23 protein-coding genes are annotated in these 25,513 nt (G+C 71.4%); 11 read left to right on the top strand and 12 right to left on the bottom strand.

The genetic code is table 11. The features are described 5' to 3' along the window. The first annotated feature begins 2 nt into the window (after nt 1-2). Entirely contained in the window at nt 3-3,095 is a 3,093-nt protein-coding gene (locus tag ACSHWO_RS23940; RefSeq protein ID WP_438314733.1) for a bifunctional [glutamine synthetase] adenylyltransferase/[glutamine synthetase]-adenylyl-L-tyrosine phosphorylase, read from the top strand. A gap of 208 nt (nt 3,096-3,303) precedes the next feature. Here ACSHWO_RS23940 and ACSHWO_RS23945 read toward each other — a convergent pair whose 3' ends face one another. From ACSHWO_RS23945 to ACSHWO_RS23965, 5 genes are all read right to left on the bottom strand, one after another. Continuing rightward, nucleotides 3,304-3,738 (bottom strand): SMI1/KNR4 family protein, encoded by a 435-nt coding sequence (locus ACSHWO_RS23945; RefSeq protein WP_438314736.1) that lies wholly within the window; start codon nt 3,736-3,738, stop codon nt 3,304-3,306. A 32-nt stretch (nt 3,739-3,770) separates the two neighbouring features. Beyond that, nucleotides 3,771-8,420, bottom strand: a complete 4,650-nt coding sequence (locus ACSHWO_RS23950) for a putative T7SS-secreted protein (RefSeq protein WP_438314739.1) — start codon at nt 8,418-8,420, stop codon at nt 3,771-3,773. Beyond that, nucleotides 8,420-9,058, bottom strand: coding sequence for a hypothetical protein (locus tag ACSHWO_RS23955; RefSeq protein WP_361096883.1), 639 nt, complete (start codon nt 9,056-9,058; stop codon nt 8,420-8,422). The genes ACSHWO_RS23950 and ACSHWO_RS23955 overlap by 1 nt, the downstream gene beginning before the upstream one ends. Further along, complete coding sequence (locus ACSHWO_RS23960) at nt 9,055-9,597, bottom strand: hypothetical protein (protein WP_438314742.1); 543 nt, start codon at nt 9,595-9,597, stop codon at nt 9,055-9,057. Before ACSHWO_RS23960 ends, ACSHWO_RS23955 begins: the two co-directional genes overlap by 4 nt. Before the next feature lie 71 nt (nt 9,598-9,668). Next, complete coding sequence (locus ACSHWO_RS23965) at nt 9,669-10,682, bottom strand: hypothetical protein (protein ID WP_438314744.1); 1,014 nt, start codon at nt 10,680-10,682, stop codon at nt 9,669-9,671. Nucleotides 10,683-10,729: 47 nt separating this feature from the next. On the opposite strand from ACSHWO_RS23965, the gene ACSHWO_RS23970 reads away from it, so the two are divergent. Beyond that, complete coding sequence (locus ACSHWO_RS23970; protein WP_438314747.1) at nt 10,730-11,347, top strand: SMI1/KNR4 family protein; 618 nt, start codon at nt 10,730-10,732, stop codon at nt 11,345-11,347. Nucleotides 11,348-11,458: 111 nt separating this feature from the next. Continuing rightward, nucleotides 11,459-11,986 (top strand): DUF3995 domain-containing protein, encoded by a 528-nt coding sequence (locus ACSHWO_RS23975; protein WP_438314750.1) that lies wholly within the window; start codon nt 11,459-11,461, stop codon nt 11,984-11,986. Between the two features lie 10 nt (nt 11,987-11,996). On the opposite strand, the gene ACSHWO_RS23980 is transcribed toward ACSHWO_RS23975, so the two are convergent. The 3 genes from ACSHWO_RS23980 to ACSHWO_RS23990 all read right to left on the bottom strand — a co-directional run bounded on the left by ACSHWO_RS23980 (nt 11,997) and on the right by ACSHWO_RS23990 (nt 14,112). Beyond that, entirely contained in the window at nt 11,997-12,476 is a 480-nt protein-coding gene (locus ACSHWO_RS23980; protein ID WP_438314753.1) for a hypothetical protein, read from the bottom strand. A gap of 32 nt (nt 12,477-12,508) precedes the next feature. After that, complete coding sequence (locus ACSHWO_RS23985; RefSeq protein ID WP_438314756.1) at nt 12,509-13,420, bottom strand: helix-turn-helix domain-containing protein; 912 nt, start codon at nt 13,418-13,420, stop codon at nt 12,509-12,511. 209 nt (nt 13,421-13,629) lie between these two features. Further along, nucleotides 13,630-14,112 (bottom strand): ATP-binding protein, encoded by a 483-nt coding sequence (locus ACSHWO_RS23990; RefSeq protein WP_438314759.1) that lies wholly within the window; start codon nt 14,110-14,112, stop codon nt 13,630-13,632. A 92-nt stretch (nt 14,113-14,204) separates the two neighbouring features. Here ACSHWO_RS23990 and ACSHWO_RS23995 point away from each other — a divergent pair, with 92 nt between their 5' ends. Genes ACSHWO_RS23995 through ACSHWO_RS24015 form a run of 5 tightly spaced genes read left to right on the top strand, consistent with a single transcriptional unit; the run spans nt 14,205 to nt 17,515 of the window. Next, nucleotides 14,205-15,053, top strand: coding sequence for a helix-turn-helix domain-containing protein (locus ACSHWO_RS23995; RefSeq protein WP_438314762.1), 849 nt, complete (start codon nt 14,205-14,207; stop codon nt 15,051-15,053). Then, nucleotides 15,050-15,307: a DUF397 domain-containing protein gene (locus ACSHWO_RS24000; protein WP_438314765.1), complete on the top strand. Its 258-nt coding sequence runs from the start codon at nt 15,050-15,052 to the stop codon at nt 15,305-15,307. The genes ACSHWO_RS23995 and ACSHWO_RS24000 overlap by 4 nt, the downstream gene beginning before the upstream one ends. After that, nucleotides 15,300-16,454, top strand: a complete 1,155-nt coding sequence (locus ACSHWO_RS24005) for a hypothetical protein (RefSeq protein WP_438314768.1) — start codon at nt 15,300-15,302, stop codon at nt 16,452-16,454. The genes ACSHWO_RS24000 and ACSHWO_RS24005 overlap by 8 nt, the downstream gene beginning before the upstream one ends. A 40-nt stretch (nt 16,455-16,494) precedes the next feature. Further along, nucleotides 16,495-16,926, top strand: coding sequence for a GNAT family N-acetyltransferase (locus ACSHWO_RS24010; RefSeq protein ID WP_438314771.1), 432 nt, complete (start codon nt 16,495-16,497; stop codon nt 16,924-16,926). Nucleotides 16,927-16,981: 55 nt separating this feature from the next. Further along, nucleotides 16,982-17,515 carry a hypothetical protein gene (locus ACSHWO_RS24015; RefSeq protein WP_438314774.1) on the top strand — a complete coding sequence of 178 codons (534 nt, stop codon included), beginning with the start codon at nt 16,982-16,984 and terminating at the stop codon, nt 17,513-17,515. Between the two features lie 16 nt (nt 17,516-17,531). Here the strand turns inward: ACSHWO_RS24015 and ACSHWO_RS24020 are convergent, their stop codons facing one another. The 4 genes from ACSHWO_RS24020 to ACSHWO_RS24035 form a co-directional block, all read right to left on the bottom strand. Then, nucleotides 17,532-17,777, bottom strand: a complete 246-nt coding sequence (locus ACSHWO_RS24020; RefSeq protein ID WP_438314777.1) for a hypothetical protein — start codon at nt 17,775-17,777, stop codon at nt 17,532-17,534. A 480-nt stretch (nt 17,778-18,257) separates the two neighbouring features. Next, nucleotides 18,258-19,157, bottom strand: a complete 900-nt coding sequence (locus ACSHWO_RS24025) for a phosphatase PAP2 family protein (RefSeq protein ID WP_438314780.1) — start codon at nt 19,155-19,157, stop codon at nt 18,258-18,260. 141 nt (nt 19,158-19,298) lie between these two features. Continuing rightward, nucleotides 19,299-20,333 carry a LacI family DNA-binding transcriptional regulator gene (locus tag ACSHWO_RS24030; RefSeq protein WP_385849331.1) on the bottom strand — a complete coding sequence of 345 codons (1,035 nt, stop codon included), beginning with the start codon at nt 20,331-20,333 and terminating at the stop codon, nt 19,299-19,301. Nucleotides 20,334-20,358: 25 nt separating this feature from the next. Further along, on the bottom strand, nt 20,359-22,011 hold the full coding sequence (locus ACSHWO_RS24035) for a glycoside hydrolase family 13 protein (protein WP_438314784.1): 1,653 nt from the start codon (nt 22,009-22,011) through the stop codon (nt 20,359-20,361). 255 nt (nt 22,012-22,266) lie between these two features. On the opposite strand from ACSHWO_RS24035, the gene ACSHWO_RS24040 reads away from it, so the two are divergent. From ACSHWO_RS24040 to ACSHWO_RS24050, 3 genes are read left to right on the top strand one after another with little or no spacing between them, the layout of a single operon-like run. Then, complete coding sequence (locus ACSHWO_RS24040; RefSeq protein ID WP_385849329.1) at nt 22,267-23,538, top strand: extracellular solute-binding protein; 1,272 nt, start codon at nt 22,267-22,269, stop codon at nt 23,536-23,538. 8 nt (nt 23,539-23,546) lie between these two features. Continuing rightward, on the top strand, nt 23,547-24,590 hold the full coding sequence (locus ACSHWO_RS24045; RefSeq protein ID WP_404243564.1) for a carbohydrate ABC transporter permease: 1,044 nt from the start codon (nt 23,547-23,549) through the stop codon (nt 24,588-24,590). Beyond that, nucleotides 24,584-25,462, top strand: a complete 879-nt coding sequence (locus ACSHWO_RS24050; RefSeq protein WP_385849442.1) for a sugar ABC transporter permease — start codon at nt 24,584-24,586, stop codon at nt 25,460-25,462. The genes ACSHWO_RS24045 and ACSHWO_RS24050 overlap by 7 nt, the downstream gene beginning before the upstream one ends. Nucleotides 25,463-25,513: the final 51 nt, after the last annotated feature.

Genomic DNA, 25,513 nt, shown 5'->3' on the forward strand with positions numbered 1-25,513 from the left:
AGATGACGGTCCCGGGACGCAGGAGCAGCACCTTCACGAGGCTGCTGCGCAGCGGTTTCACCGACCCCTCGGCCGCGGCCCGGCTGCTGGAGTCCGACGCGCTGGCCCCCGTGAACACCGATCCGGTGCTCCTCGACGCCCTCGGCGGCACCGCCGACCCCGACCTCGCCCTCCGTGGCCTCGCCCGCCTCGCCGAGGCGCAGCCCGCCGGGGAACGGCCCGGCCTCCTCGACACCCTCACCAGCTCCAAGCCGCTGCGCGACCGTCTCCTCGGCGTCCTCGGCGCCTCGGAGGCCCTCGCCGACCACCTCGCCCGCCACCCCCGCGACTGGCACGCCCTCATCACGTACGAGGCCGCCGACCTGCACCCCGGCCTCGCCGAGTTCGAACAGGGCCTGGCCGAGGCGCACGACCCCGTCGCGCTGCGCGTCGCGTACCGCCGCTGCCTGCTCTCCATCGCCGCCCGCGACGTCTGCGGCACCATCGACGTCGCCCAGACCGCCGCCGAGCTGGCCGACCTCGCCACGGCCACCCTCCGCGCCGCCCTGCGCATCGCGAGCGCGGCCGCCCCGGAGGACGCGGCGCGGTGCCGCCTCGCCGTCATCGCCATGGGCAAGTGCGGCGGCAACGAGCTGAACTACGTCTCCGACGTGGACGTCATCTTCGTCGCGGAAGCCGCCGCCGGCACGAACGCGAACGGCGGGAACGCCGGGAACGGCGGACCGAACGGAGCCAACGGGACCGGCGGAGCCAACGGCACCGGCGGAGCCAACGGCAGTGCCGCCGCCACCAGCGACGAGCCCAAGGCGCTCCAGGCCGCCACCCGCCTCGCCTCCCACCTCATGCGCATCTGCTCCGAGACCACCGTCGAGGGCAGCATCTGGCCCGTCGACGCGAACCTCCGCCCCGAGGGCCGCAACGGCCCCCTCGTCCGCACCCTCTCCTCCCACCTCGCCTACTACCAACGCTGGGCGAAGACCTGGGAGTTCCAGGCCCTCCTCAAGGCCCGCGCCGTCGCCGGCGACCAGGAGCTCGGCGCGGCGTACATCGACGCCATAAGCCCCCTCGTCTGGCAGGCCGCCGAACGTGAGAACTTCGTCGCCGACGTCCAGCAGATGCGCCGCCGCGTCGTCGACAACATCCCCGTCTCCCAGGTCGACCGCGAGCTGAAGCTCGGCCCCGGCGGCCTGCGCGACGTCGAGTTCGCCGTGCAGCTGCTCCAGCTCGTCCACGGCCGCAGCGACGCCACCCTGCGCTCCGGTACCACCCTCGACGCCCTGCACGCCCTCGCCGCCGGCGGCTACGTCGGGCGGGCCGACGCCGCCCAGCTGAACGACGCGTACCGCTTCCTGCGCGCCATGGAGCACCGCATCCAGCTCCACCGCCTGCGCCGCACCCACCTCGTCCCGGAGGACGAGGCCGACCTGCGCCGCCTCGGCCGCTCCCTCGGCCTGCGCACCGAACCCGTCGTCGAACTCAACAAGGCCTGGCGCCGCCACGCCACCGTCGTCCGCCGCCTGCACGAGAAGCTCTTCTACCGCCCGCTCCTCGACGCCGTCGCCCAGCTCGCCCCCGGCGAGACCCGGCTCTCACCGCGCGCCGCCGGCCAGCGCCTCGAAGCCCTCGGGTACGCCGACCCGGTCGCCGCCCTGCGCCACCTGGAGGCCCTCGCCTCCGGCGTCACCCGCAAGGCCGCCATCCAGCGGACCCTGCTGCCGGTCATGCTGGGCTGGTTCGCTGACTCCGCCGACCCGGACGCCGGCCTGCTGGGCTTCCGCAAGGTCTCCGACGCCCTCGGCAAGACCCCCTGGTACCTGCGCCTGCTGCGCGACGAGGGCGCCGCCGCCGAGAACCTGGCCCGCGTCCTGTCCGCCGGCCGCCTCGCCCCCGACCTGCTGATGCGCGCCCCCGAGGCCGTCGCCCTGCTCGGCGACCCCGAGGGCCTCCAGCCGCGTACGCGCGAAGCCCTGGAGCAGGAGGTGCTCGCCGCCGTCGGCCGCGCCGACAGCGCCGAGGCCGCCGTCACCGCCGCGCGCGGGGTCCGCCGGCGCGAACTCTTCCGTACCGCCGCCGCCGACATCATCGCCTCGTACGGTACGGAGGACAGCCCCGCCGAAACGGACCACGGGGCCCTCGTCGACCGGGTCGGCCGCGCCGTGTCCGACCTCACCGCCGCCACCGTCGCCGGAGCCCTGCGCGCCGCCGTCCGCGACCAGTGGGGCGACACCCTGCCCACCCGGTTCGCCGTCATCGGCGTCGGCCGGTTCGGCGGCCACGAGCTCGGCTACGGCTCCGACGCCGACGTCCTGTTCGTCCACGAACCCCGCGACGGCGTCGACGAACAGGAAGCCGCGAAGGCCGCCCAGACCGTCATCGCCGAGATGCGCCGCCTCCTCCAACTCCCCACCGCCGACCCGCCACTGCTCATCGACGCCGACCTGCGCCCCGAAGGCCGCTCCGGCCCCCTCGTCCGCACCCTCGCCTCGTACGCCGCGTACTACCGCCGCTGGTCGCTCACCTGGGAGAGCCAGGCCCTGCTGCGCGCCGCACCCGTCGCCGGCGACCCCGACCTCGGCCGCCGCTTCATCGAACTGATCGACCCGCTGCGCTACCCCGCCGACGGCCTCGGCGACGACGCCGTCCGCGAGATCCGCCGCCTCAAGGCCCGCATGGAGTCGGAACGCCTGCCGCGCGGCGCCGACCCGACCCTCCACACGAAGCTGGGCCGAGGCGGCCTCAGCGACGTCGAGTGGACCGTCCAGCTGCTCCAGATGCGGCACGCCCGGGACGTACCGGCCCTGCGCACCACCCGCACCCGCGAGGCCCTGGCCGCCGCGCAGGAGGCCGGCCTGATCCCCGCCGAGGAGGCGCAGGTCCTGGACGAGGCCTGGATCCTGGCCACCCGCGTCCGCAACGCGGTGATGCTGGTCCGCGGCCGCGCCGGGGACACCTTCCCGACGGAGGCCCGCGAACTGGCAGCGGTCGGCCGCTACCTCGGCTACGCGGAGGGCACGGTCGGCGAGATGCTGGACGCCTACCGCCGCACCACCCGCCGCGCCCGCGCCATCGTCGACGCCCTCTTCTACGCCGGCTGACGGCCTTACTTGGCGATCATCTCGCGGATTACCGCAAGATCGGGTCGGGCTCCATCGGCCTCGATCCCACGCGTCCTCAGTCCGCAGATTTGAGAGGCTGCCTACCTTATGTTGTTCTTCCGCGGCGGGGGCGCCAGAAGCTCAAGGCGGCATGTGTCGACGGGGTCGGTCAGCTACGAAAGGTGTGCGGCCGGTAAGCCGGTCGACCTCAGGTTCGGTACCAGTCCTCGCCGGTGTGCGTGAGAGCGCTCCGCAGAAAAGAGTCCAAGCCGGGAGAGATCCAAATGCGGCTATCCGTTTCGTGATCCCAGGCGAAGACCTCATCTCGGCTCGGGGTGCGAACAAAGGCAAACTGATCCCCCCCGCCGCTCTCACCGAAGAACATTAGCGACTCGAAAGGCATGTAGAGGGCCCGATAGGAAGGGTCGCTGCGAAAGGCGAGATTCACCTCGATGATCTGGTCGACTCCCCAGACGGCGCAATTGCCGTATTCATCCGAAACGCCGTTGGTCTCCAGGAGGAGACTTCGCAACGAATTCGGCAGAGGTTGCCCCAGGGCCGTCTCCAGACGTTCAAGTTCGGAGGGGGTTGCGGGCGGCGTTGTTTCGGCTCCCGCGTGCTCCATAATGAGCTCCAACCACACGTTACTTTCCTCTCTTGCTCAACTCGCTGATTTTATCGGGTCCTTGGACTGAACCAATGTCCCAGCATATCGTCGACTTTGGTCACGTGATCCAGTACCTGCTGCCGAGTGGGGTTCGGGTGATTGTTGTAGAATTCGTTCCAGGATACCCTAATCTCACTGAGGTGAATTCGGCTGTTGATATCACCTTTTGGGATGCCGCGCAGGTTCTCAAGTGAGTGTATTTCCTCCGGCTTGAAGAGGCCGGGGTAGCGCTTCAAGGTCTGCTGCTCGATGGCGTGATGAACAACTACCTTCCCTTCTAGGTCCGGGTGCTCGTTGAAGAACGTCTTCTTGTAGTTGAAGCTGTCCGTCCACCCGACACTGGCCTCGGTCCGTGCTGGCACGTTAGGCCCAAGAACAGTCTCCTGCTTGGCATCTGCGATCTTCTTGGCCTCTTCGCAGGGCGTGAGGCCAAACGGATCCGACCAGGTGTGGGGGTTGTGGGTGTAGGTGGCGGGGTTGGGGGCGGGGGTGAGGCCCAGGGGGTCCGGGGTGAGGTAGCGGGCGGTTTCGGGGTCGTAGGTGCGGAAGTAGTTGTGGTGGAGGCCGGATTCGGGGTCGTAGTACTGGCCGGGGAAGCGGAGCGGGGTGTAGGCCGTCGCGTCGCGGTTCCAGGTTGTGGTGCCCCACAGGGTGCTGCGGGTGTGCCACGCCGTGGTGCCGTCCTCCGCGAGGAGGTGGGTGGGGGTGCCGACCAGGTCCGTGACGATAGCGAAGAAGCGGTCGTCGATCTCCGACTGGTCGATGTGTTCCGTCTGGGTGACGGGGTGGAGGCCCTGGTGGGTCCAGGTCAGGGTGACGTGGCCGGTTGTTTCCTCGCAGAGGGTGGTGCCGTCCCAGGTGAACAGGGTTTCCTCGGCCACCTCGCCGGTGTCCGAAAGGCGCTGCTTGGCCGTGCGGCGGCCCAGCGGGTCGTAGCGGTAGCGCCAGCGGGTGCCGTCCGGGGTGACCACCCCGACCAGTTGGCTTTCAGGGCTCCACTCGTAGCGCCAGGTGTCCGGTTTGCGGGAGAGGCGGGTCTTCTGGCGGAGGGTGACGCGGCCCAGGGCGTCGTGCTCGTAGCGGATCGAGCCGGCGCGGGTGATGCGGGTGCCCGCGTAGGTGCGCTCGCCCTGGGCTTCCGATCCGGGGTGGTCGGTCGGCCAGGAGGCTCTGGTCTGGTTGCCGGCCTCGTCGTAGGCGTACCGCTCGGACCAGGAGGCCGCATCCACGGCCGTGACGCGGGCGGCCGCGTCGAGGGTGAAGGTGCGCAGACCGGTGAGGGAGTCGTCGATGCCCGTGAGGTAGCCGTCGGCGCGGTAGCTGTAGCCGCGCCGTTGGAGGGTGCGCCCGCCCCGGCCGATGACCGACTGGGCGGTGCGGCGGCCCATGACGTCGTACTCGTGCGTGAGGGAGAGGGGCTCGCCGACGGTTCTCGTCAGCTCCTGGCCGGCTGCGTCCCGCTCGAAGGTCACGGTGCGGCCGGCGGTGGTGAGGGAGGCGGGTCGGCCTGCTGCGTCGTACGTCCAGCGGGACTCGGCGCCCGTGGGCGTCGTCCGGCTGGTGCGGCGGCCCAGGGTGTCGTAGCCGTACGTGAGGGTGCGGCCGTTCACCGTCTCCGAAAGGAGCCTGCCCGTGCCGTCGCGCAGCCAGGTGACGGTGGCATCGGGTGAGGACGCCTTGGCCAGGGCGTCGAAGGCGTCGTACTCGTACGTGGTGACCAGGCCTGCCCTGTCCTTGCGGACCGCTTGGCCGAGTGTGTTGTGTTCGTAGGTGGTCGTCTCGCCCGCGGTGTTGGTGCTCGACGTGAGGCGGCCGGCCGCGTCGTACGCGTACGTGAGCGTGCGTGCGTCGAAGTCCGTTTCGGAGGCGAGGCGTCCGGCCGGGTCGTAGGTGTAGGTCCAGGTGAGGCCCTGGGGGTTGGTGACACCTGTGAGGCGGAGCTGTGTGTCGTGGTCGAAGGTGTGGCGGGTGCCGTCGGGGCCGGTGCGGGCGGTGAGGAGGTCGAAGTCGCCGTACTCGGAGACCGTGGTGCCGCCGATCGGGTCCGTGTGGGTCAGGCAGTTGCCTTCGCCGTCATAGGTCCATGATTCCTCGGTGCCGTCGGGGTGCCGGCGGTGCAGGAGGCGGCCCTCGACGCTCCACGTGAGGCGTGTGGTGCGGCCCAGCGGGTCGGTGACGGCGGTCGGGCGTCCGAAGGCATCGCGGAGGTAGGTCGTCGTCCCGCCCAGGGGGTCCGTTGCCGAGGTGACCTGGCCTGCCGGGTCGCAGCGGACCGTGGTGGTGTTGCCCAGCGCGTCCGTCACCGAGGAAAGGTGGCCCCGGATGTCGTAGGTACAGCGCGTCGTGGTGCCGGACGGGTCGGTCACCGAGGTCCGGTTGCCGTGTTCGTCGTACGTCTGGCGGGTCACCCTGCCGTCCGAGGCGATCAGCTTCACCGGCAGGCCGAGTGCGTTGTATTCCGCCCGCGATACGCGGCCGTCCGGGCGGGTCACGGTGGTCAGGCGACCGTCCTCGTCGTAGGTGAGGCGGGTCGTGTGGCCCAGGGGGTCCGTGCGCGCGAGCAGGCGGTTGCGGCGGTCGTGTTCGAAGTGGGTGGTGGCGCCCGTGGGGTCGATCTCCGCGGTGATCTGGGCGCGGTCGTTGACCAGGAACTGCGTGCGGTGGCCGAGGGAGTCGGTGAGGGTGGTGCGGCCCGGCTCGTAGGCGAAGCGGACGTTCAGGTGGCCGTTGGTGCCCGACTGCGCGATGCAGCGGTGTTCGTCGTCGTAGACGTAGTCGAAGTGGCGGTCGTTGGTGTCGGTCCAGGAGGTGATCCGGCCCAGGTCGTCGTAGCCGAAGCGGAGGGGGCGGCCGGAGGAGTTGGTGACCTCGGTGAGGTGGCCGTCGGTGTAGCCGTAGCTGAGGACCTGCGTGCCGTCGCCGAGCGCGAGGCCGGTTATCCGGCCGTCCGAGGTCGTCAGGCGGACCTCGTAGCCGCCGCTGTGGGAGACGGCGGTGGGGGCGCCGGCCTCGTCGTACGCGTAGGCGATCCAGGCGCCGTTGCGGTCGTCGACCTGTATCAGCAGACCGTCGTGCGTGAAGTGGCGGACGCGGCCCGTGTCGGGGTCGGTGATGGTGTAGCCGCCGTCCGACTGCTGTTCCAGCGGCCAGGGCCGGCCCAGGTGGGGGAGGACGGGAGCACCGGGTGACGGGTGCGGGTAGCCGAGGAGGCTGCCGTCCTCGCTGACGAGGACGATGCCCTCGTCGTCGAATTCCAGGCGTTGGTCGAGGGTGGAGGACCAGGTGGGGCCGAACCAGCGGCCCAGGCGGTACGACGACTCGAAGGTGCGGCTGAGTACGAGGGGCAGGGCCCCGGGGAGGACGAGGTCGGTCTGCGGGAGGATCATCCGGCCCGTGGCGACGTCGACCGGGTCCTCGCGGCAGGTCTTGCAGTCCCCTTCGCGGGACGTCCCGTGCGGGTCCTTGCGCAGCTCGTCGCCTGCGGACGGGGTTCTGCCCGGCTCCTTCGGGCCCCGCGGCGCCTTCGGGTGCTTGGCCAGGTCGTCCGCGATGCGGGCCCCGGTACGGGTCAGGCCCGCGCCCTTGGGGCCGAAGAACTCCGGTATGAGGCGGCCGCCGAACTCGTACCTGTCGGCCAGGAAGGAGTCGATCAGCGGTCCGGGTATGCGTTCGGGGTGGGAGGCCTGGGAGACGAGGCCCGCCAGCGTCATGTTGACGTGCTCGGCGTGCTCCGCGGGGTGGGTCAGGTTGTACGGGTCGAAGGGGTTCAGCCCCCGGGCGTAGTTGACGGTGCCCGCCGCGCCCTTGACCGCGCCGCCGAGGACGTGGGCCAGCTCGACGGCCTGGGCGCCCTCGTGGTCGATGGCGTTCGCCAGGGCCCGCTGCGAGGCGGAGGGCTTCGCCGGGGCGTGTTCGAGTGCCGCATCGAGGGCCGTCTGAGCCGTTCGGGCGACGTCGTCGCGCTGACTGCGGGCCGACTTCAGGATCTCCTCGGCGCGGTCGCGGCTCGCCTTGCCCACGTCGCCGGGATCGGTCGGCCGCGGTCCGGCGTCACCGCCGGACGCTGCGGCCGCCTCGTACGTCGTGAGGGCCTTGTCGTGGGCGGCCTTGGCGTCCGCGGTGGCCTTCTTGCCCTGCCGGTAGGCCTCGATGGCCAGCTGCGCCTGGACCTGCGCCCATTCGACGGTCTCCGCGTACACGGACAGGGCCTGGGCGGCGGATTCGCAGGCGGCTGCGGCGCGGAGCCAGTCGCCGGGGTGCAGGGCGAACTTCTCGCGGAACGCGTCGGCCGCCGCGCCCTTCCAGTGCTCGGTGTCCAGGGCGCGCATGCCTTCGCCGACGCCTTCGAACGCCGACTGGAAGTCCTTCAGGTGCAGCGCGGACTCTCGGATCGCGGTCGGCGAGCCGTGGACGAGTTCGTTCGCCTGCTCGGTCTCGCCGAGGTCCTGCTCGCGCACCGTGGCGCCCATGCCGGAGGCGAAGCCGTCGCCCCAGTCCTCCACCTTGTCGGCCGCGTCGTGGGCGCCGACGTAGTCGAGTGCGGCGCCGATGCCGTCGGTGGCCTTGTCGACGCCCTCCCCGACCGACTTCATGGCGGAGTCCCAGCCGTGCTCCGCCTTCTCCAGGCCCTTGTTGACCAGGTCGCCCCAGTCCGTCATCAGCGCTCGCCCTCCGCCTGCGGTGCCTGCTGGGGAGCCGGGCCGACCACGCCCTCGACGAAGGCGTCCTGCTCGTCGCCCAGTCCGACCGCGTCGATGACCTGGTTGGACAGCAGGACGTCGGAGGTGTTCGCGTCGCGGATCGCGGTCTTCCAGGCCTCCTTGCTGTTCTCGGCGGCGCGTGCGCCGGACTCGGGGCTGTAGTCCGCGTCCCGGATCTGCGTGTAGGGGTTGTCGGACAGGACCTCGCCCCAGCCCTTCTTCGTGATCTCGTCCTCCGAGGCGTACGGGTTGCCCATCCCGGCGTTCACCGCGATCTTGAAGGCGCCCTGGACGTACTGGTCCTGCTCGTGGATCAGGCCGGCTGACAGGCCCACGTTCGCGGCGAAGGCGTTGCCCTGCTGGACGAGGGTCCGCACCCCCCACTCCCAGCGCTCGCAGAACGTCTTCAGGGTGGTGGTCAGGCCCTCGTGGCCCGTCTGCACGCCCGACAGGGCCAGCTTGGAGAAGCCGCGGCCCATGCTCGCGTCGCCGACCATGCCGAGCTCCTTCAGCTCGGACAGGGTGTCGGTGATGCCCTTCGCTATCTGGCCCAGCGCCTGCTTCGAGACGTCGAGGTCCTTGTCGTCCCCGCTCACGCCGCACGCTCCCCGTCCAGCGCCACCGCATCGGGAACGATCCCGCGCACCGGCGGGAACACCGCACCCTCCGGGCCGGCGGCGTTCAACGCCACGCCGCACGGGAAGTCCAGCGCCGGCAGCACCTCGTCCAACAGCCGGGCCCCGCCGATGCGCCGGTACGGCCACTCCCGGCCGGTCTCGTCGCGCTCCACGGCGAACCGGTACAGGGCCTCCTCGTCGGAGAACGCGCAGATCCAGTCGAGACCGCCGACCTGCGCCGTCCACAGACCGCCCTCGTCGTCCAACGGCACCAGAACGACACCGTCCCGGAAGTCCTCCAAGCGCTGCGCCGCTGCCTCCCGCGCCACCTCGTACGGATCAACGGCCCGCGACGGCACGCGCGTTGCAGCCTCGGCGCGCAGTGCGCCCCATTCCTCGTCGAACCCCACCCCGAAGCCCTTCAGCCAGCCAGCCGGACCGCGCACCCGCAGCCGTTCGCAATCGAACGTCAGCCTGCATGATGTGCTGGTAGAGGCCCCGTTTTGCTGTTCCGACACGCACAGAATGAGACAGGTGTGCGGATCCGGTTCTGGCCCGGACCGAGGCGTTCAGGGGGTGGCCTCCCGCGTCAGCGGGTGGGGTTGGTTACCTGGGCGAGGAGGGCGGCGGACTCCTGTGGGGCGAGGGTGCGCTCGTACACGAGCTCGCCCGTCATCCCGGGGAAGAAGCGGCCCGCGGGCCAGCTCCTGCTGTACGGGGGCGGGTCGAGGACCACGATGCGTACGCCGTCGACGGCGGGGATGTCCGCCGGGTTGCCCTCGTTCCAGATCCACTCGCCGTCGGCGCCGACCAGGTTGAAGGAGCCGGTCGTCGGCACCATGCCGTCCCGGTCGCGGCAGCAGGCGACCGCCTCCGCCGACGGCGCTTCACCGGCCACGAGCCCCCGGCCGATCAGGGCGTCGGCGAGGAGCGTGTGGAGCTGGAAGTTGTCGCCGATGCCGGAGACGCGCAGCGCGAAGCCGGTGCCGGTGCTGCGGTCGAGCGCGACGAGCGGCTCGTCGTCGAGGACGGCGAGGGCGTACGCGAGGCACTTGAACTGCTCGCCGGACAGTTCCTCGGTCCGGGCCACGGCGGCCCGCAACTCCTCACGGACGGGGAGCTCGCGGCGTACCCGCGGCGAGTTGAGCAGTGCCACGCAGGCCATCTCGAACTGCGGCAGCGCCTGCCAGGCCATGACGGGCTCGTAGCCGATCCGTTCGAAGTCGGCCTCCTCCAGGCCCTCGCCCTCGTGATCGGGCAGCTCGCCGCGGCCGGCAGCCTCCCACCGCTCGCAGAAGACGGCGGCCTTCTCGAAGGCGTCCAGGGCGCCCGCGAACACGCCGGGCGCGCAGGCCAGCGGGTCGGCTCCGCGTTCGACGCACGCCCCCGTCATCACGGCCACCACCGCCCGCGGCCCGGGCGGCACCTCCCCGAGCAGGGCGGAGAACCGAGGCCCCGCCGCGTGCAGCTCGGCGTCCGTCGCCTGGCCGAAACCCTGCGTCAGCTGCGCGAACGCACGCTCCGCCGTGTCCGCGTCCTGGGCCCGTACGGCCGTTTCGAAGTCCCCGACGGCGGCCGAAAACCGCCCATGTTCGAACATCATCCGCGCACCCTAGCCGACGCCTCCGACACCCCGTCTAGGGTGGCCGCGTGCACCGTCCTTCACCGCTCCCGCCTCCGACCCCGCCCCCGCCGTTGACCGAGGGCGAGGTGGCCGAGGCCGAGCGGGAGCTCGGGGTCTGCTTTCCGGCCGAGTACCGGGCGTACCTGGTCGGTGTCAGCGCCGGTGGGGAGGTCGCTCGCCTTGAGCGGGGTGCGGAGGGCTGGTGGTGGGCCGGGAACGATCAGACCCTGGCCGAGCTGCTGCCGCTGCCCTTCCCGCACCCCGACTCGTACGCGGCCGCGGAGGCCGAGTTGGACGGCCGGGAGCCCCGGTGGGAGGACTTCCCCGACGGGCCGTCGGCCGCGGCCGCCTGGGGTGCCTGGGACGCGGAGTACGAGGAGTTCCAGGACCGGAAGACGGCCGGCGCCGTGGTCCTCCAGGAGCACGGTTGCGGCTTCGCCACGCTGCTCGCGCTGTCCGGCCCGCTGGCCGGCACGGTGTGGTGGGACGGCCGCGCCACCCACGACCTGATCATCCCGCTCTCCCTCGACCACGGGGGCGGCGGGCGGCCGGTCACCTTCGCCGAGTGGCTGGGGCGCAGCTCTTGGGACCTGCTGCCCGACTGGGGCCGACCCCGCGTAGTCGGGCCTCCCCCGTACGGGTGAGACGGGTCCGTGCGTGCGGGCGATCCGGTGAGGGCCGGGCTCGGACAGGGTGGTTCCCGGCGGGAGGCGCAGGGCCTCCGCCGCACCGGTACGAGCAGCACGGGGGACCCCATGGCGCAGGCAACAGCACAGGTACGGGGAGCGGTCGCGGCGACGCCCGGTGCGCCGCGCGGACGGCGGGTCGGGTACTCCGGGTACGTGGCCGCGGTGGCGGCCCTCGCGTACGCCGCCCCGCACTTCTGGTGGGGTGCGGGCATCGGAGCCACCTTCCCCGGTGATTTCGCCGGCGCCCCGCACGGCACCTGGGAGGCGGCCGTCGGCTACTGGGGGATGGGCGGGGTCGCCGTCTTCGGTGCGGTCCTGGCGCTGGCCCTGGTCCGGCCGTGGGGGCGCCGACTGCCGCGCCGCCTGCTCGCCGTCCCCGCGCTGATCGCCTCGTTCGGCATGAGCCTCTGGGGCTTCACCTACTTCGCCCTGCAGTACCTGCTCGCTGCCGGACGGGTCGTTTCCGCACCCGCCTTCGCCGCCAAGGACGCGCACCCGGACGCCGTGTGGGGGCTGTTCTGGTACGGGCTGTTCCTGGTCTGGGGCATCGCCCTCGGTGTGGCCGCCTACGAGCGGCTGCATCGCGACCGTTGAGTCCGGGTCGTCATTCGACGACCGTGACCTCGGCCGGTTTGGGGAACGGCATCGTGCCCCAGCCCATCGGCCACCCCTCCCAGAGCTGTTCTCCGGCCTCGACTTCGAGAATCCGGGGAATGCGCCGCGTCCACCACTGGGGCGGTTCCTCGTCCCGGTCGGGCCAGGGGATGGTGGCCGTACGGAAGCGGGCGTCCAGTTCGTCGAGTTGGGGGCGGCGCAGGGCCTGCACCCGTGGCGGCAGCAGTCGCCAGACCCTGGCGAGCGCGGTACGACACCACAGGTCGTCGTCGAGCTCCGGCGCGCACCATCCGTAGCCCTCTTCCACTTCCTCCACGAGGTCCTGCCATGCCTCGAAGAGTGCGTTGAGCGTCCACGGGCGTCCGTCGCTCCGACGCCCGGCGCCGGTGGCGACGGCCGTGTGCACGGCCGCGTACTCCTCGGCGGTCAGGGGCGTTTCGTCGGCGGGGGCGGGCGTGGGGTGGCTCATGCGCCGACTGTCGCAGGGCCCGGCAGGCCCCGCTAAGCGACTTTCGTCGGGTCCATGGCGCGGGTGCAGGGGCCGCAGGTGCCGCCGCGGGTGGGGGCGCGGTAGGCCTTGCCGCAGGATTCGCAGCACTGGAGCGGGTGGATCGTCCGGTCCGGGCCCGGCGGGCGGATCGCCGGGCCGGCCGGGATCGGCGGCGGGATCAGCTCGCGCAGGCGGTGGGCGAGGAGCCCGTACGGGGAGTGGATCGGGGTCAGGGGGAGGGCGCGGGTCAGGGTGGCGCCGACGGCGCTCGGGGTCAGGCCGCGTTCCAGCCAGGCGGCCACGGCCGGGGCGAGCCGGGCCACGTCCCGCTCCGACAGCACCAGCCGGGGGTCCCGCAACCGCATCCGGGCCAGCAGCGAACGCGCCTCCGCGTCCGCCTCGGGGGTCTGGGCCGCCTCCGTCTCCGGCTCCGGGAGCGGCGACGGTGCCTCCGGCTGCGGGGCGGGGGGTTCCTCGTCCGAGGGGGCGGGGCGGCCACCGCCACCGTCGCCGCCACCGTCGTCGTCCGGCTCGGGCGGCTCCGGGGGCGGCTCGTCGCCACCCCTCCTCGCCTCCGCCCTCAGCGCCGGGGGGTTGTTGTACGACACCGTGTACGTCACGACCCGGCCCGACGGCATGCGCTCCTGGTAGCGGCCCAGGTAGCCGTGCTCCTCCAGCTCGCGCAGGGCGGTGGCGATCCGCACCTCGCCCTCGGGGAAGCGCCCGGCCAGCGCCTTGATGGTCACCTTCGCGCCCGGCGGCAGCGACTGGATGTGTGCCGCCAGCCCGATCGCGGTCAGGCTCAACGCCTCGTGCTGGGCGAGGTGGTTGCCGATCACGACGAACCGGGTGTGGTGGGTGCGGTTGATGTGTCGGATACCCGACAGGGCGCGCGTGGGCGCGCTAAGCTGCTGGTCAGCCATGAGGAAGCTGTTCTCTTCCGCTGTGGTCAGGCCCTCGCGGCGGGATGGCAGTCCCATGCGAGGGCCGAATGCGTTTGTGGGGCGTATCGAGGCCGACTCTGCACTGCGGATCTGCATATGCGCCAGCCGAGTTGACGCAATTCACCCGACCGGGTGAGAGGGGGAGGGGGGAGGTTGGGAAAGGTCATTTCCCCCCGGTTATTTAGTCATTAGGCGTCGAGCGTTACCGGTGTGTGGCCTACCGGGTCGTGGAAACCTCGATCCGGCGAAAGCGGACCGACTAGGTCCAATTCCGCCCACACCGTTTTCAGGGGTACGGGGCCTTGATCCGTTCCCCAGCGAGCAGCCAAGCTCGACACCAGAACGAGCCCGCGCCCCGATTCCTCTTCGGGTGACGGAAGTTCGGCGACTGTGGGTGGTACGTCCTCGGCCCGGGTGTCCGACACCTCGATACGGAGCGTAGGCCCTGGGTTGATGTACAGCCGCAGCCGGAAGCTCCGCCCCTGGACCCTCCCGTGCGTGACGGCGTTCGCGGCGAGCTCGGCGACGACCTGTGCCGCCTCGGTGAACGGAAGCCGATGTTCCGTGAGTTGGTGCACCGTGAGCGCGCGAGCTGCGCGAGCGCCGCGCGGGGTTGCGGGGAGGACGGCGTCGAGGGAGTTTTCCTGATTCACGTGACTCAGCGTGGCCATTCGTGCGTAACCTGAACAGAGCTGAGGGCGCCGTGTACAGCGGTTGTCCAAGGCTGTCCCGTGCTGTCCTCCCGGTCCATCGGAGGTTGGAAGTGAACGCAGACGGCGCCGACGAATCGAGTTGGGAACTCGATCCCGAAGACGAATCCGGGGCGGTCATCGCCACGGTGGGACGCCAGTTGAAAATGTGGCGCGAGGCCGCCGGGCTTGATGCGGCTCAGTTCGGCAAGAGGATGGGTTACGGCCCGAATCTGATCTACAAGATCGAGCGCGGTACCCGCATTCCCCGCCCCGAGTTCCTGGACAAGGCGGACGAGGTGCTGGAGGCGGGTGGGAGGATCGCGGCGATGAAGGTCGACGTCGAAAAGGCCCGCTACCCCAAGAAGGTCCGCGATCTGGCCAAGTTGGAGGCCCAGGCGGTTGAGCTTGGCGCCTACGGGAACCACAACCTGCACGGACTGCTACAGACCGAGGACTACGCGAGGGCGCTGTACGAGATCCGGCGGCCCGCCTACTCGCCGGATCAGGTGGACCGCTACGTTGCGGCGCGCATGGCCCGCCAGGCGATCTTTCACCGGCACCCGATGCCCGCCCTGACCTTCGTGCTGGAGCAGGTCACACTGGAGCGGACGATCGGGGGTCCGGCAGTGCTGCGCGCGCAGTTGGAACACTTGCTGGATGTCGGGGCGATGCGGAACGTCGAGATCCAGGTCATGCCGACGAAGTGCGAGGACCACGCCGGGATGGGCGGCCACATCCAGGTGGTCAAGTTGGAGGAGGGCTCCACAGTCGCCTACTGCGAATCGCAGGTGGCGAGCCGCTTGATCACGGATCCCCGGGACATTCAACTCCTCGAACTGCGCTATGGGATCATCCGATCCCAGGCTCTCAGTCCCCGGGAGTCGCGAGCCTTCATCGAGAAAGCGCTGGGAGAGACATGAGCATCAAGCCCTCTGCCGAGGACCTTTCCGAACTGACGTGGGTCAAGAGCAGCTACAGCGCGAGTGACAGCAATGAGTGCGTAGAAGTCGCCTGGACGAAGAGCAGCTACAGCACCAACGATGGCCCGGAGTGCGTAGAGGTCGCCCACCTCCCCGGAAGGGTCCTCGTCCGCGACTCCAAGGTCCCCGACGGCGGCCGCCTCGCGCTGAGCCCCTCCGCCTGGGCCGGGTTCGTGGCCGTCGCCGGTGCCTAGAGCACGGCTCCGCCAGCGGAAGGTGGACGCGGCCGCCGAGACGGTGCTCCGGCTGCGGCGGCCGCGGCCGGCGGTCTGGGACACCATCGTCGAGGCAGCTGCATCCTCCGGCCCGGAGGTCTACTGGTCGGCGCAGCAGGTGCTGATCCAGGCCGGCCGGGCCGCGGCTCCGTACGCGGACCAGCTCGCGGACCGGCTCGACAGCCTGCTCCGCGACCCCCACGACTACCTGATAGGCCAGCTGGCGTTCGCTCTCGCCGGCATCGGCGACGTGCGGGCCATGCCGGGCCTGCACCGCCTCGCCGTGCAGGGACGGCTCTGGCGGGACGGCGGCCACGCCGCCCCCGCACTGGCGGCGCTCCCCGCGGCCGAGCTGCTGCCCCTGCTGCGGCGCGACCTGGTGGCGGAGCAGGCCGCCGGGGGGAACGCCTTCGCCCTCAGCGTCCTTGCCGCCCTGGGTCCCGAGGCGGCTCCCGCCCTGCCCGAGGTGGTGGCGTGTCTGGAGGGCCCGTACGCCCACGGCGCCGCCCGCGTCCTCGGCCGGATCGGCCCGGCGGCGGCTCCGGCCGCGGGTCGGCTGGCCGAGTTCGCCACCGGGGCGGGACGGCCGCCCGGCCCGTACGGGCCCGATGCCCGGGGCGTCTGGCGCGGGGTGCGGACGGCCGCCTGGGCGCACTCCCGCGTGACCGGGGACGACTCCCTCGCCCTCCGCAGCTACGCGGCCGACCTGGCGTCCGGGCGCGGCAGCCGCGTCCTGCCCTACCTGGCCGACTTCGGCCCGGCCGCAGCCCCGCACACCGCAGCCGTACGCGCGCTCATGGACTCGCCCGGCGCCTGGACCCGGGTGGCCGCCGCCCACGCCTGGTGGCGGATCACCGGTGATCCGGAGCCGGCGGTGCCGGTGCTGCTGGCGGCCGTCGACCCGGAGTGGGACGGGCACGTCGCGTACCCGACACCGCTCGCGGTCCGGCACCTCGGCGAGATCGGCGCCCCGGCCGCCGCCGCACGGCCCGTACTGACCCGGCTGCTCGAACGCGAGACACGGCTCGACTACGCCTGGGAACGGCACCGCATCCTCGCCGACGACACCTTCACCCGCACCCTCACCGAGGCCCTGGCCGGCATCGGGTCCCACATCCCGGGATAACCGCTGGCCGGGGCCCGGCGGGCGCTGTTTGGATGCGGGGATGACGAACGAACTGCCCGACGGCTACGAGATCTCCACCGACACCGCCCGGATCGACGTCGGCCTGACCCACCGCTGGCTCTCCGAGGACGCGTACTGGGCGCTGGGCCGCAGCCGCCAGAAGCACGACACCGCCGTCGCGAGCTCCCTGAACTTCGGCGTCTACGACCGCGCCTCCGGAGCCCAGGTCGCCTACGCCCGCGTCGTCACCGACCTGGCCACCTTCGCCTGGCTGTGCGACGTGTACGTGGACCCCGGTGCCCGCGGCAAGGGGCTCGGCGGGGCGCTCGTCGAGGCCGTCAAGGCGCACCTGGAGCCGCACGGGCTGCGCCGGATCCTCCTCGCCACCGCCGACGCGCACGGCGTCTACGCCCGCTCCGGCTTCGCCCCGCTCGGCACCCCGGAGAAGTGGATGCTCTTCGGCGAGCAGTAGGGCCGCCCGCGCGACGTGTATTCTGAACACGTTCGAAAAGATCAAGGGGGCGCGCGTGCGGACGGATCGACCGGCGGCCGGGGACCGCAAGCGGCGTGTACGGACGGGTGCGGCAGCGCTGGCCGCGCTGCTCGCGGCACCCCTGCTCGCGGGATGCGGCCACAGCAGGCAGGAAGTGCTGGACGCCCTCCACCTGGAGCTCCCCGACTGTGACAGGGTCGAGCACAGCTACCGGGACCACCAGGAGTTCTGGCCGCCGGACGGCGTGGAGATCAGCTTCACCGTCCCGAAGGACTGCATGGACGGTTACCTGCGGGCGCAGGGGGTCGACCTCGAAGCGCGGCCGTGGAGCCGATGGCCGAGGGAAGGTGACTCGTACAACGGGGGCTGGATCAGGGCGACCGATCCGCCCTTCGACAAGCCCACGATGAAGGCGTTCCGCCTGCGGCTGGACGCCTCCCGGGTCTACCCGATCCACCGCTTCACCACCTCGTACGGATCCGCGTTCGAGGTTCTGCTCGACGACAACGGCGACGGCACGACCACCGCCTACCTGGAGACCGCCTACCCCGGCCCCCACGTGCTGTGAGGGCCGCGAGGGCCGGTCAGTGCAGGTCCACCTGGAAGCCGTGGCGGTGGTCTGCCGGGCAGGTGAAGATCCGGAGGTCGCCGTAGCGGCCGACGACCACGCCCGTCTCGGGGTCGCTGGCCGCCGTGAACAGGAGCGTCATGGGCGTGCCGCAGTCGGCGCAGGCGAACACCGCGGGGTGGTGCAGGTGCCAGGTCGGCCAGCCGCCCAGCTTCCAGCCGGCGAGGCGGGTGATGACGTCACTGCCCTCCGGGCCGGTCACGCGGACCAGCTCCGCCAGCCGGGGGCGGAGCTCCTCGGGCAGTTCCTCCCGGTAGGGGAAGTCGGTGACGGGCTCGGCAGTGACGGTGCGGGCCCGGGGCAGGGGGCCGTCCTCGTCGTAGCGCGTCGGCGCCGTCGGGCCACCAGGGGCCGGTGACGTCGCGCCGGAAGATCTGGGCGACCGGCACCATGGCCGTGGCGGGCCCGCCGTCGGGGCCGCCGGTCTCGTCGGGCAGGGAGCACACGGGCCACGGCTCGTCCGCCGGCCACAGCAGCGGCCCGCCGATCGAGCTGCTGTCGACGCCCGGCTCACCGGGTTCGGGGTGGAGCAGGACCGCGTCCCGTGCGTGGGGGGCGAGCTCGGGCAGTGCGGCGAGTACCGCCTCGGCCGAGGGGCGGGGGTTGCGCGCCACCGTTTCTTCCGGGCAGCCGGGTGCAGGGGGGCCGGGACGGCAGGGGTGTCGGACGGCAGGGCCGCGGGTCAGCCCCGCGAAGTGCGGAACCGGTTCAGCAGGGCGGCGGTCGCCGGGTGCGGGCCCGTGTGGACGGGGTGGCGGGGCAGGCGGTGGGGGAGACCGCCGTACCAGGTGCGGGACACCGCGTAGCCGAAGGCGAGGCACAGCATGCCGCCGGCCGCGTCCAGCCAGAAGTGGTTGGCGGTGGCCACGATGACGACCAGCGTGGCCGTCGGGTAGAGCAGGCCCAGGATCCGCGCCCACGGAGCCGCCGCCACCGCGTAGACCGTCAGCCCGCACCACAGCGACCAGCCGATGTGCATGGACGGCATGGCGGCGTACTGGTTCGACATGTTCTTGAGGTTGCCCGAGGCCATGGAGCCCCAGGTGTGGTGGACCAGCACCGTGTCGATGAAGCCCTCGCCGTCCATCAGCCGGGGCGGCGCCAGCGGGAAGAAGTAGTAGCCGACCAGCGCCACGCCCGTGGTGGCGAAGAGGACGAGGCGGGTGGCTGCGTACCGCCCCGGATGACAGCGGTAGATCCAGGCGAGCACGCCGAGGGTCACCACGAAGTGGAGCGTGGCGTAGTAGTAGTTCATGCCGACGATCAGCCACGTCACCGAGTTCACGGCGTGGTTGACGGTCTTCTCCACCGCGATGCCGAGGACGTGCTCGACGTGCCACAGCCAGTCGGCGTTCGCCAGGGCGATCGACTTCTGCTCCGGTACGGCGTTGCGGATGAGCGAGTACGTCCAGTAGCTGACCGCGATGAGCAGGATCTCGAACCAGATCCGGGGCCGACGCGGGGCCCGCAGACGGGTGAGCAGGGTGCGCTGGCGGTCGGGCCGGGCGGCGTCGTCGTCGGTCACGGGGGATGACGAGACGTCCGTCCCGGTTTCCAGTGCCTTCACGCTCGCTTCACCCATGGGACGAGAGTCTGCCAGATGGCTTCCTGCCTTCGATCATCCCTCGGTACGGTCTCGCCTGCAGTCGGTCAGTCCTGGGGATGACGGGCCCCGGAAGGGCCCCGCGGGGGCCGGATCCGGGGCGCCCGGGGGGACCGCCCGCTACGAAGGCCCCCGGTGCTGCTCGGGGCCGGACGCGGTCGATCCGCGGACCACCAGCTCGGGCAGGAAGACGAACTCGCTGTGCGGGGCCGGCGTGCCGCCGATCTCCTCCAGCAGGGTGCGCACGGCGGCCTGGCCCATGGCCTGGACGGGCTGCCGGATCGTGGTGAGCGGCGGGTCGGTGAACGCTATGAGCGGCGAGTCGTCGAAGCCGACCACCGACACGTCCTGCGGCACGCGCCGCCCCTGCTGCCGGGCGGCCCGGATCGCGCCGAGCGCCATCATGTCGCTGGCGCACACGATCGCCGTGCAGCCGCGCGCTATCAGCGCCGTGGCGGCGGCCTGCCCGCCCTCCAGGCTGTAGAGGGAGTGCTGGACGAGCTCCTCGACCGCCGACTCGTCCAGGCCGAGGCGCTCCTTCATGCCGAGGCGGAATCCCTCGATCTTGCGCAGGACGGGGACGAACCGCTTCGGGCCGACCGCCAGCCCGATCCGGGTGTGGCCGAGCGCCGTCAGGTGGGTGACCGCCAGCTGCATCGCCGCCCGGTCGTCCGGGGAGACGAAGGGGGCCTGCACCTTGTCGGAAAAGCCATTGATAAGGACAAAGGGGACACCCTTCGCCCTCAGTTGCTCGTAGCGGCCCATGTCGGCGGTCGTGTCGGCGTGCAGACCCGAGACGAAGATGATCCCGGAGACCCCGCGGTCGACCAGCATCTCGGTCAGCTCGTCCTCGGTGGACCCGCCGGGGGTCTGCGTCGCGAGCACGGGCGTGTACCCCTGGCGGGTCAACGCCTGGCCGATGACCTGGGCGAGCGCCGGGAAGATGGGGTTGTCCAGCTCGGGGGTGATCAGCCCGACCAGGCCCGCGCTGCGCTGGCGCAGCTTGACCGGGCGTTCGTAGCCGAGCACGTCGAGCGCGGCCAGCACTGATTCGCGGGTGCCTGCGGCCACACCGGGCTTGCCGTTGAGCACGCGGCTGACTGTGGCTTCGCTGACCCCCGCCTGGGCTGCGATGTCGGCAAGCCGTGCGGTCACGGGATTGGACTGTACCGGTCGCGCACTACAAAACCCACCAGGTGCACGAATCCGGGGGAAGACGGACGGTCCGGCCGTCCGTCTCGACGGGGGCGCTGGAGAGCACGGGGCGGCCCGGCGAGGGCAGTTCGAGCAGCTCGGGCCGGGTGTTGAGCGTGCAGGCGAAGCCTGGCCGGGTGAACAGCAGCACGCCCTCCGGAGCGGACCGCCAGGTCAGCGGGCCCGCGTCCGGGGAGCCGAGGCCCGGCAGGGCCCGCCGCAGCTCCAGGGCCGCCCGGTACAGCTCCAGGGTGGAGCGCGGATCGCCGGTCTGCGCGGCGACGGTCAGCGCGCCCCAGCTGCGGGGCTGCGGCAGCCAGCTCCGGGTGGACGGGCCGAAGCCGTACGGCGGCTCCTCGCCGGACCAGGGCAGCGGGATGCGGCAGCCGTCGCGCAGCCCGTCCTGCCCGGCGGTCCGGCGGAACGCCGGATCCCGGCGGACCTCGTCGGGCAGGTCGGTCACCTCGGGCAGGCCGAGCTCCTCGCCCTGGTAGAGGTACGCCGACCCGGGCAGCGCCAGCATCAGCAGGGCGGCGGCCCGCGCCCGGGCCAGGCCGCGCGGGCCGTCGCCGTCGCCGTAGCGGGTGACGTGCCGTACGACGTCGTGGTTGGACAGCACCCAGGTCGTCGGGGCGCCGACGGCGGTGGTCGCGGCGAGCGACTCCTCGATCACCGTGCGCATCGCGGGCGCGTCCCAGGGGCAGTTCAGGAACCGGAAGTTGAACGCCTGGTGCAGCTCGTCGGGCCGGACGTACAGCGCGAGCCGCTCGGAGGACGGCGCCCAGGCCTCGGCGACGCCGATGCGCGGGCCCTCGTACGAGTCCAGGAGGCGGCGCCAGGCGCGGTGGATCTCGTGCACGCCGTCCTGGTCGAAGAAGGGGAGCGGCTCGGTGCCGATCAGGGTGGCCTGGGCGCCCCGGCCGATGTCGGGGAGGCCGGGCGCCTTGACCATGCCGTGGGCGACGTCGATGCGGAAGCCGTCGACGCCGAGGTCGAGCCAGAAGCGCAGGACGGAGGCGAACTCCTCCGCGACCTCGGGGTGCTCCCAGTTCAGGTCGGGCTGCTGGGGGGCGAACAGGTGCAGGTACCAGTCGCCGTCCGGGGTGCGGGTCCAGGCGGGGCCGCCGAAGACGGACTCCCAGTCGTTCGGAGGGGTCGAGCCGTCCGCGCCGCGGCCCGGGCGGAAGTGGTAGCGGGCCCGGGCCGGGCCCGCCGGGCCGGCGGCCAGGGCCTCCCGGAACCAGGGGTGCAGGTCGGAGGTGTGGTTGGGGACGACGTCGACGATGACCCGCAGGCCCAGGGCGTGGGCGGCGCGGACGAGGTCGTCGGCGTCGGCGAGGTCCCCGAAGAGGGGGTCGACGGCCCGGTAGTCGGCGACGTCGTAGCCGCCGTCGGCCTGCGGGGAGACGTAGAAGGGGGTCAGCCACACGGCGTCGACGCCGAGCCGGGCCAGGTGGGGCAGTCGGGAGCGCACCCCGCGCAGGTCGCCGACGCCGTCGCCGTCGCTGTCCGCGAAGGAGCGGACGTACACCTGGTAGATGACGGCATCGCGCCACCAGCCGCCGCGATCGTCGACAGCGCTTTCAGTGGCCTTGCTGGAAGCGCTTGCAAGCCCGGGGGCGGTCAGCTCATGGGTCATATCGGTGTCAACGCGCCCACATGCCCCCTGGTTGCGGTCTGCCGAGGGCCTCCTTACGGCCTGCTTGCAGGGCTGACGACCCGACGGAAGTTCGAACGACCAGCAAGCAGCGGCAACCGTCAGGACACACGGATGTAACGATCGGCCCCGCTTGCAGAAAATTGCCGCAAGCTCTTTCGGACGGCTTTCAGGCTTGTTACGTTCCCTGCAACTCGGGACCGCGAGGGAGCGGCCGGGATCATCGAAGGAGTTCATATGCGGCGTGGCATAGCGGCCACCGCGCTGGTCGCGACCCTGGCGCTCGCGGCGACGGCTTGCGGCGGTGACACCAAGGACGACGGCGGTACCCAGGCCGGCGGGGAGCTCTCCGGCACGGTCACGTGGTGGGACACCTCGAACGATGCCGAGAAGGCCAGCTTCCAGAAGATCGCCGAGGCGTTCACCGCGAAGCACCCGAAGGTGACCGTCAAGTACGTCAACGTCCCGTACGGCGACGCGCAGAACAAGGTCAAGAACGCCTTCAGCAGCGGCTCCGAGGCCCCCGACGTGATCCGCGCCGACGTCGGCTGGGTCGCCGACTTCGCCTCGCTCGGCTACCTGGACCAGGTCCCGGCCGACACCGCCAAGAAGGTCGACGCCGAGTTCCTGCCGCAGGCCGCGGCCAGCGGCAAGTACGAGGGCAAGACCTACGCCGTCCCGCAGGTCATCGACAGCCTCGGCCTCTTCTACAACAAGAAGATGCTCGCCGACGCCGGTGTCCAGCCCCCCAAGAACCTGGAGGAGCTGAAGACCGCCGCCGCCGCGATCAAGGCGAAGACCGGCAAGACCGGCCTGTACCTCCGCGGCGACGACTCCTACTGGTTCCTCCCGCTGATCTACGGCGAGGGCGGCGACCTGGTCGACGCGAAGAACAAGACCGTCACGGTCGACAACGAGGCCGGCGTCAAGGCGTTCAAGGCCGCCCGTGACCTGGTCGCCTCCGGTGCAGCCGTCACCAACTCCACCGACGGCTACCAGAACATGCAGACCGCCTTCAAGACCGGCCAGGTCGCCATGATGATCAACGGCCCCTGGGGGATCAAGGACACCTACGCCGGCGAGCAGTTCGCGGACAAGGCCAACCTGGGCATCGCCCCGGTCCCGGCCGGCTCGGTCAAGGCGGGCGGCCCGCAGGGCGGCCACGACCTCGCCGTCTACGCCGGGTCGAAGAACCGCGCCGCCGCGCACGCCTTCGTCGAGTACATGACCTCGCAGGACGTCCAGGTCCAGTCCGCCAGGGAGCTCAGCCTGCTCCCGACCCGGACCGCCGCCTACGACCAGGCCGACGTCAAGTCCAACGAGATGGTCCAGTTCTTCAAGCCGGCCGTGGACAAGGCCGTCGAGCGCGCCTGGATCCCGGAGAACGGCTCCCTCTTCGAGCCGCTGAAGGTCGAATACACCAAGGCCGTCACCGGCGCCTCGACCCCCGAGGACGCCGCCAAGGCCGCCGGCGCCGAGTTCCGCAAGATCCTCAAGGGCTGGAAGTAACGAAGACCATGGCTGCTGACACCAGCCAGTCGGTGGCAACGGCCGCGGGCGACGACGAGCACGTCGCCGCCCGCGGCCGGAGCCGCACGGCTGAGGGCTCGAACCCGAAGAAGCGCGCCGCGGACCGCGGCGGGCTCAAGCGTGCTTTCGCGACGCACTGGTACGCCTGGGCCATGGTGGCCCCGGTCGTGATCGTGCTCGGCGTCATCATCGGCTGGCCGCTCGTGCGCGGCGTCTACCTGTCGCTGACGAACGCCAACGAGCGCAATGTCGCCCGTACGATCGGCGCCAATCACATCGATGCCACGTACGAGTTCGTCGGGCTCGACAACTACACGGCCGTCCTCGCCGACCCGGTGTTCACGCAGCGGCTGCTGTGGACGGTGCTGTGGACCGTCGCGTGCGTGTCCATCACCTTCGCCCTGGGGCTGGCCCTGGCCAACATGCTGAACCGGGAGTTCAAGGGCCGTGCCGTCTACCGGATGGCGCTCATCCTGCCCTGGGCCGTGCCCGGCTTCGTCTCGGTCTTCGCCTGGCGGTTCCTCTTCAACCGCGACAACGGCATCCTCAACAAGATCCTCGAAGGCGGCGGCATCGCGGCCGTCCCGTGGCTCGACGACCCGACCTGGGCCAAGGTCTCCGTCATCGCCGTCAACGTGTGGCTCGGCATCCCCTTCATGATGGTCGCCCTCCTCGGCGGCCTCCAGTCCATCCCCGGCGAGCTCTACGAAGCCGCCGAGATGGACGGCGCCAGCACCTGGCAGCGCTTCCGGCACATCACCCTGCCCGGGCTGCGCTCGGTGAGCATGACCGTGATCCTGCTCTCCACCATCTGGACCTTCAACATGTTCCCGGTGATCTTCCTGCTGACGCGGGGCGGACCGGGTGACGCCACCGAGATCCTGGTCACCCAGGCCTTCCGGCAGGCGTTCGTGGCGAGCCCGCGCGACTTCGCCGGCTCCGCCACCTGGGGCGTGCTCATCCTCGCCCTCCTCATGATCTTCGCGCTGGTCTACCGACGGGCGCTGCGCAAGCAGGGAGAGGTGTGGTGACGACCGTGGCCACCTCCACGACCGACCGAACCGCCGGCGTGCGCGAGCGCGGCAAGCGGTCCCCGCTCGCCTCCGTCGGGCTGCACGCGACCCTCGTCGTCGCCTCCGTGATCGCCGTCTTCCCCGTGCTGTGGGTGCTCCTGACCTCCCTCAAGCCCGCGAAGCACGCGATCACCACCGACTTCGTCAAGGAACCCACCCTCGAGAACTACCGCTACCTGGTGGAGCAGACCTCCTTCTTCACCTGGTTCGGCAACTCCGTGCTGGTGGCCGGCATCACGACCGTGCTCGGCGTGTTCATCGCCGCGACCACGGGGTACGCCGTCAGCCGGTTCAGGTTCCCGGGCATGAAGCCGCTCATGTGGACCCTGCTGATCACGCAGATGTTCCCCATGGCCATCCTGATCGTCCCGCTCTACAACCTGATGGGGCAGCTCGGGCTGCTCAACCAGCCCGTCGGACTGATCATCACCTACCTGACCATCGCCGTGCCGTTCTGCGCCTGGATGATGAAGGGCTTCTTCGACACCATCCCGGTCGAGATCGACGAATCCGGCCGGGTCGACGGACTCAACCCCTTCGGCACCTTCTGGCGCCTCATCCTGCCGCTGGCCAAGCCCGGCCTGGCCGTCACCGGCTTCTACTCGTTCATCACCGCCTGGGGCGAGGTCGCGTACGCCTCCGCGTTCATGGTCGGTGACGAGAACCTCACCCTCGCGGGCGGCCTGCAGACCTTCGTCACGCAGTACACCGCCAACTGGGGTCCGATGACGGCCGCCTCGGTCCTCATCGCGATCCCCGCCGCCGTCTTCTTCGTCTTCGCCCAGCGTCACCTCGTCGCCGGGATGACGGCGGGCGCCACCAAGGGCTGACCACCCGCGCCCGCCCGTCCATCCGTACCCCCGGCCCGAACCCAACCAAGG

Source organism: Streptomyces pallidus (ex Mingjun et al. 2026) (genome assembly GCF_051550185.1).
Lineage (GTDB): Bacteria > Actinomycetota > Actinomycetes > Streptomycetales > Streptomycetaceae > Streptomyces.

Coding starts and splice junctions, on each gene's coding strand:
- ACSHWO_RS23965 (WP_438314744.1), bottom strand. CDS start 10,682: ATGATGTTCGAACATGGGCGGTTTTCGGCCGCCGTCGGGGACTTCGAA.
- ACSHWO_RS24040 (WP_385849329.1), top strand. CDS start 22,267: ATGCGGCGTGGCATAGCGGCCACCGCGCTGGTCGCGACCCTGGCGCTC.
- ACSHWO_RS23980 (WP_438314753.1), bottom strand. CDS start 12,476: ATGAGCCACCCCACGCCCGCCCCCGCCGACGAAACGCCCCTGACCGCC.
- ACSHWO_RS23950 (WP_438314739.1), bottom strand. CDS start 8,420: ATGACGGACTGGGGCGACCTGGTCAACAAGGGCCTGGAGAAGGCGGAG.
- ACSHWO_RS24035 (WP_438314784.1), bottom strand. CDS start 22,011: ATGACCCATGAGCTGACCGCCCCCGGGCTTGCAAGCGCTTCCAGCAAG.
- ACSHWO_RS24045 (WP_404243564.1), top strand. CDS start 23,547: ATGGCTGCTGACACCAGCCAGTCGGTGGCAACGGCCGCGGGCGACGAC.
- ACSHWO_RS23985 (WP_438314756.1), bottom strand. CDS start 13,420: ATGGCTGACCAGCAGCTTAGCGCGCCCACGCGCGCCCTGTCGGGTATC.
- ACSHWO_RS23975 (WP_438314750.1), top strand. CDS start 11,459: ATGGCGCAGGCAACAGCACAGGTACGGGGAGCGGTCGCGGCGACGCCC.
- ACSHWO_RS24010 (WP_438314771.1), top strand. CDS start 16,495: ATGACGAACGAACTGCCCGACGGCTACGAGATCTCCACCGACACCGCC.
- ACSHWO_RS24000 (WP_438314765.1), top strand. CDS start 15,050: ATGAGCATCAAGCCCTCTGCCGAGGACCTTTCCGAACTGACGTGGGTC.
- ACSHWO_RS23990 (WP_438314759.1), bottom strand. CDS start 14,112: ATGGCCACGCTGAGTCACGTGAATCAGGAAAACTCCCTCGACGCCGTC.
- ACSHWO_RS23940 (WP_438314733.1), top strand. CDS start 3: ATGACGGTCCCGGGACGCAGGAGCAGCACCTTCACGAGGCTGCTGCGC.
- ACSHWO_RS24025 (WP_438314780.1), bottom strand. CDS start 19,157: ATGGGTGAAGCGAGCGTGAAGGCACTGGAAACCGGGACGGACGTCTCG.